Raw genomic sequence first — 5,199 nt, 5'->3', positions numbered from 1 at the left:
AAAAATCTCAAAAAGACGCGCGCGCCAGAAGAAGCCGATCTAAGCTCGCTATCTAGCGAGGATCTGGAGTTTTTACGCTCGACTAGACCTCACGACGCGGACGAGGTCGTAGACGTCCAAGAGGACGATGGCGGCGAGGACGCAATCGCGCAAAACGAGGATGAGGAGGTTGCGGATCAAAGCAGTGAGCTTAGAAAAAGCAGTGTCAAAAAAGCGGACAAAAACGCCCAACTTACTCTAAATTCTCTGCGCGGCGATAAAAACGAGATCGTACTTGAGTTCAACCGCGATCTAAGGCAGAGCGACTATAAGGATTTTACCATCGCGAGCAACGATCACTTTCGCTTCGTGCTCGATTTTAGCGCGCGCCAAAAGTCGCACAATACGCGGCTAAAAGATAGCTTCGTGGGCGAAGTGCGTATCTCACAGTATAACGACAAGACCGTACGCATTGTACTTAGTAATCCGAAAGAATTCAACGCAAACGTAGAAATTAACGGCAATATGATGATTTTAAGTACGGCCGAAGGCTTAAAAGCCGCAAAAGCGGCGCGAGCAGAAAAAAACAAGGATCAAAAATCAGGGCGCAAGCACGGACGCGAGCAAGATAGCGAGCCGCAAATCAGCACGATAGAGGAATCAGGGGGCGCCAAATCGACCTCCGTGGCCGCCGGTAAAATTTATAAATCCACCAAGGGCAAACTCATCGTAATCGACCCCGGTCACGGCGGCAGCGATTCGGGCGCCGTCGGAAACGGGCTAAAGGAAAAAAACGTCGTGCTAGCCACATCCAAAAAGCTCGGTGCGCTGCTTACCAAGCGCGGATACAAGGTGCTTTATACGCGCAGCACCGACGTGTTTATAAATTTAAGGTCGCGCACCGCTTTCGCCGCTAAAAAAAACGCCGATATGTTTATTTCGATCCACGCAAATGCCGCCCCTAACGCCAGTGCGGCATCCAAAATGAGCGGCGTGGAGACCTTTTTCTTAAGCCCGGCTAGAAGCGAGCGCAGTAAAAACGCCGCGGCACTCGAAAATAGGGGAGATTTGGAGGATATGAATACCTTCTCGAAGCAGACCTTCCTAAATTTCTTAAATCGCGAGAAGATAATCTCCTCAAACAAGCTTGCCATCGACATTCAAAGCTATATGCTCAGCTCGGTCAAAAAGAGCTTCTCGAGCAGAGACGGAGGTGTGCGCGAGGCGCCGTTTTGGGTGCTGGTGGGCGCTACGATGCCCGCGGTGCTCGTGGAGATGGGCTACATCACGCACCCGCAGGAGGGTAAAAATTTAGGTAAAAGCGCCTATCAGGATCGCATCGCCCAAGGCATCGCAAACGGAGTGGACGCATACTTTCAGAAAAACAGGTAATGAAATTTTACGCGCTGCGATTTTACGATCGAGATGAAATTTTATTTCGGCGCGAGATTTGCTCCGCGGATCTAGATTTGCTCCGCGGATATAGTTTGGAGAGCGGCACAGATCTTGTGTATAAACAGAGCGCGGAAGCGGTAAATTTAAAATTTAAAGCCCGCGGCGCTAAATTTAAAACAAAACGTGCGGCGCTTGGGTGCAAAATTCGCTCGTGTGCCAAATATTTACTACGAGCAGGTAAATTTTGCGGAGCGTCTTGCGGCGCCACGAGCTAGAGATATATACGGCTTAGACGCGGAATTTTTAGCGCAGCTGGCGGTAAAATTTTAAAGCACGGACTTGGCTCCACTTGCTCAGCAGAGTGCGGCTGGCGGTAAAATTTACCGACAGAATCGCATTTAAGTCGCGCAAAAATAGCGATTTTGTCGCACTAACGCAAGTCGTGTTTCAAACCGCGTCCGCACAATTAGAATTGCGCTTTAAGTCATGAGTATGTGTATCGCTCTAGCCGCGCTTAACGGCGTCCTGAAATTTCGTGCCATGTTCGCAGAGCGGCGATGTTTACATAATGCCGCGAACACGGCAGTTGCGATACGTCGATGCCTGCGCTCTATGCGTATGAAGGGGCGCAGCTGAATCGTAAATTTAAAGATAAAATTTAAAAGGTCCAAAATGAAAAAAATCGTATTTTTGATCCTGCTTTTCGCAGCCGTCGTGCTCGCACTCTACGTCACTTCGCGCGTAAATCCGAGCCTTTTTGCCGAAATCAAAGTCCTAGGCGCGCTGCTAAACGCCACGATATTCGGCGTCGCGCTCATCGCCTTAGCGATCGGCGAAAAGGAGCTCGTGCGCTTCCCGTTTCTTACAGCCTCGCTGCTGGCGCTGTTTTCGGGGCTGGTAGAGGGCGTGCTGCTCTTTGAAAACCGCTACTACATCGCGATTACGGCGGTAGCGTTCGTCGCCTTCGTCTTTTATCTACAGATCAGGCACAAAAGGTTTTCAAATAAAATTTATGAAAATTCTGCGGACGAGAGCTCTAAAAATTTAGACGGCAACGAGAGCGAAAATTTAAAAGACGCGGGTTTCGGCGGCGCAAAAGAGGCGCAGGATCCGCAAAGCAAAGATGCTACGGCGGATGAAATTTTAAACTTTAAAAGCGGCGGTGAAATTTCAAATTCTCAAAGCGAGGATGAAATTTTAAATTCTAGTGGCAATTTCGGTGAAAATTCTGCGCATCGCGCCGATGAAAATTCCAACGAAAATTTTGAAATTTCAAATGACGGCGCGGGCGAAAATTCCGCGCAAAATTTCAATCAAGGCGCTGAAAATTCCGCGTCCGACGCAAGGCGCGATAGATGATCAGATCCGCGCTGATCGCACTTGCGGTGATATTTTTGCTGCTTTTAAATTTAGCCAATTTCTTCGGCATGATAGGCCTAAGCGGGCCGGTGCCTGCGATGGTATGGTTTGCGATCAGCTTCTGCGGGGTTTTTTACCTATACAAATTTTGCGGCGTAAAGCCCGTCGCAGCGCGGATCGGGATCTTTGCCGTAGCCTTCGTGGGCGGATTTTTCACGAGCGTTTTGTACTACGGATTTTTTAATTCGCAAACTTTGGAATTTGCCTTTACATACGCCTTTTTCGCGGTGGTTTTTACGCTCGGTATAGGCGTGATTTTGTAGCGAGCTTTAAAATTTAGCCCGCTGCTTCAAATTTCACCGCCGACTTAAAAACAAGTCTCGCTCGATTTTGTAGAATTTCAAAATTTACCCGTGCAAACGCTAAATTTACATCCTGATCTTGTAGGTCTTGTAGTTATCCTTCATCCTAAACGTCAGCAAATTTTGCAAAATTCCAAAGAGGATCATAAAGGTGATGAAGCTGCTGCCACCGTAGCTAAAAAACGGCAGCGGCACGCCCACGACCGGCGCGAAACCCACTACCATCGAGATATTGACGCCCGTATAAATGAAAATGAGCGAGGCAAGCGCGCTCGTAAAGACCCGTATCAAATAATCGCTTTTAAAATCATAGTTTAGGCTCAGCAGATGCAGTATCAGCAGCGCATACAGCGCGATCAGCGCGGCAGCCCCCACAAAGCCGAAGCGCTCGATCGTATAAGCGAAGATAAAATCGCTCGTCGCAATCGGCAGAAATTTAAAGTGCGTCTGCGTCGCTTCGTCTCTATCCTTGCCGTAAATGCCGCCGTTTCCAATAGCGATGATCGCCTGCTTAACCTGGTAATTGGGCTCCTCGCTGATAAAATCGGCGATGCGCTTTTTTTGATAATCATGCATGTTTTCGTACAAAATCGGCGAGCTGGCCACAAAAACGATGATCAGCGTAAGCCAAATTTTTTTATCCACGCCGATGATGAAAAGGATCGCAAATCCGGTCAAAAAAAGTATCGCGGCGGTGCCTAGATCGGGCTCTTTTGCGATCAGAACGAAAGGCAGAAGTATGTAGAAGCTAAGGCGCAAAAAATCCTTCAGCCCGTAGCCATTTTTCGGCGGCGGATTTTTGTGTATCAGATACATCAGCATCAGGATAAACGCGGGCTTCATCACCTCGCTGGGCTGCAGCGTAAAATGCACGAAAGGGATCTCCAGCCAGCGTCTCGCTCCTAGCTTACTAACGCCGAAAAAATCGACGCTGAGCAGCAATATGATGTTGATCCAATAAAATATCGGTATGAGATATAAAAATTTGCGTATCGGAAAGAGAAAAAACAGCGTAAAAACGGCAAATCCTACGCCGAAATAAACGACCTGCTTCGAGGACAGCACGTCGTTTGCCTCGCTTATTAAAACGTATGAAAAAACCACTATCGGCACGATCAAAAAAGGTTGAATGAAATCAAAATATGCTAAAATCTTTTTGTCAATTTTAAACAACGCTTAATCCTATTAAAATTTTGACGTAAGAATAGCCAAAAAAGGTATAAATTTGGATAATCTAATAGCACAATGCAGCGAAAGGCTCGACGTTTTTTTAAGCTCGCAGCTTGGAATTTCGCGCAATCAAATATCAAACTTAATCAAATCCGCAGCGGTCAGAGTGAACGGAGCCGTGCAAACTAAGCCCGGCTACAAGCTATCTGCGGGCGAGCTCGTACGTATCGACTACCCCGCGCCTGCGCCGCAGCAAATAAGCGAGCAGCAGCTAAACTTCGACGTTGAAATTTTATACGAGGATGAGGATCTGCTCGTGGTAAATAAGCCCGCGGGCCTTACCGTCCACCCCGCCGCAAGCGTCAAAGAACCCACGCTCGTGGACTGGCTCAAGTCTCGCGGCTATCTGCTTTCCACGCTCGGCGGCGAGCTTCGCGCAGGCATCGTGCACCGCCTGGATAAACTCACCAGCGGCGCCCTGCTCGTCGCCAAAAACAACGCCGCGCATGCCGCGCTCTCGGCGCAGCTAAGCGACAAGAGCATGGGGCGGATATACCTCACTCTCATCGACCTGCCGCTGAAAGAGCCCTGCGTAATTGAGCGCCCGATCGCTCGCAACCCCGCAAATCGCCTAAAAATGGGGATTGTGCCCGGCGGACGCAGCGCAAAGAGCGCGTTTTATGAAATTCTAAGCGGAGCGGAACTAACGGAACTTCAAAACTCCGCCCAGAAGTGCGATGAAATTTTAGGCGCGGGCGATGGTACAGCTGCGGGCAAGAGTGTGGGGGCGGATAAAATTTCAGCCGCCGATAAAATTTTGGCTGCGAACGCAAGCGCAAGTAGAATTTCCACTGAAGAGAAAATTTTGGGCGACGCTATGGATAAAATTTCAACTGGTGATGCGAATAAAATTTCGGCTACCAATAAAATTTCA

Annotated in this window: 6 protein-coding genes; 5 read left to right on the top strand and 1 reads right to left on the bottom strand. The window is 48.7% G+C overall.

What is annotated here, in order from left to right:
• The 4 genes from Q0614_RS03180 to Q0614_RS03165 all read left to right on the top strand — a co-directional run.
• Window positions 1–1,371, top strand: a 1,371-nt coding sequence (locus Q0614_RS03180; RefSeq protein WP_298786484.1) for an N-acetylmuramoyl-L-alanine amidase, incomplete at its 5' end; no start/stop codon positions are given.
• The gene (locus Q0614_RS03175) at window positions 1,371–1,649 is read left to right on the top strand and encodes a hypothetical protein (protein ID WP_298786482.1); all 279 of its coding nucleotides are present in this window, start codon (window positions 1,371–1,373) and stop codon (window positions 1,647–1,649) included. The genes Q0614_RS03180 and Q0614_RS03175, both read left to right, overlap by 1 nt.
• Window positions 1,650–2,046: 397 nt before the next feature.
• Window positions 2,047–2,733, top strand: coding sequence for a hypothetical protein (locus Q0614_RS03170; protein ID WP_298786480.1), 687 nt, complete (start codon window positions 2,047–2,049; stop codon window positions 2,731–2,733).
• Window positions 2,730–3,056 (top strand): hypothetical protein, encoded by a 327-nt coding sequence (locus Q0614_RS03165; RefSeq protein ID WP_298786478.1) that lies wholly within the window; start codon window positions 2,730–2,732, stop codon window positions 3,054–3,056. Before Q0614_RS03170 ends, Q0614_RS03165 begins: the two co-directional genes overlap by 4 nt.
• Before the next feature lie 105 nt (window positions 3,057–3,161).
• Here the strand turns inward: Q0614_RS03165 and Q0614_RS03160 are convergent, their stop codons facing one another.
• On the bottom strand, window positions 3,162–4,268 hold the full coding sequence (locus tag Q0614_RS03160; RefSeq protein WP_297923381.1) for an FtsW/RodA/SpoVE family cell cycle protein: 1,107 nt from the start codon (window positions 4,266–4,268) through the stop codon (window positions 3,162–3,164).
• Window positions 4,269–4,320: 52 nt separating this feature from the next.
• Between Q0614_RS03160 and Q0614_RS03155 the strand changes: the two genes are divergently transcribed.
• Window positions 4,321–5,199 (top strand): RluA family pseudouridine synthase (locus Q0614_RS03155; RefSeq protein ID WP_298786476.1); only part of this gene is annotated, 879 nt, incomplete at its 3' end.

This window comes from uncultured Campylobacter sp. (assembly GCF_937997595.1).
In the GTDB taxonomy this organism is placed as follows: Bacteria; Campylobacterota; Campylobacteria; order Campylobacterales; family Campylobacteraceae; genus Campylobacter_B.
This window is presented reverse-complemented; position numbering and strand designations above follow the sequence as displayed.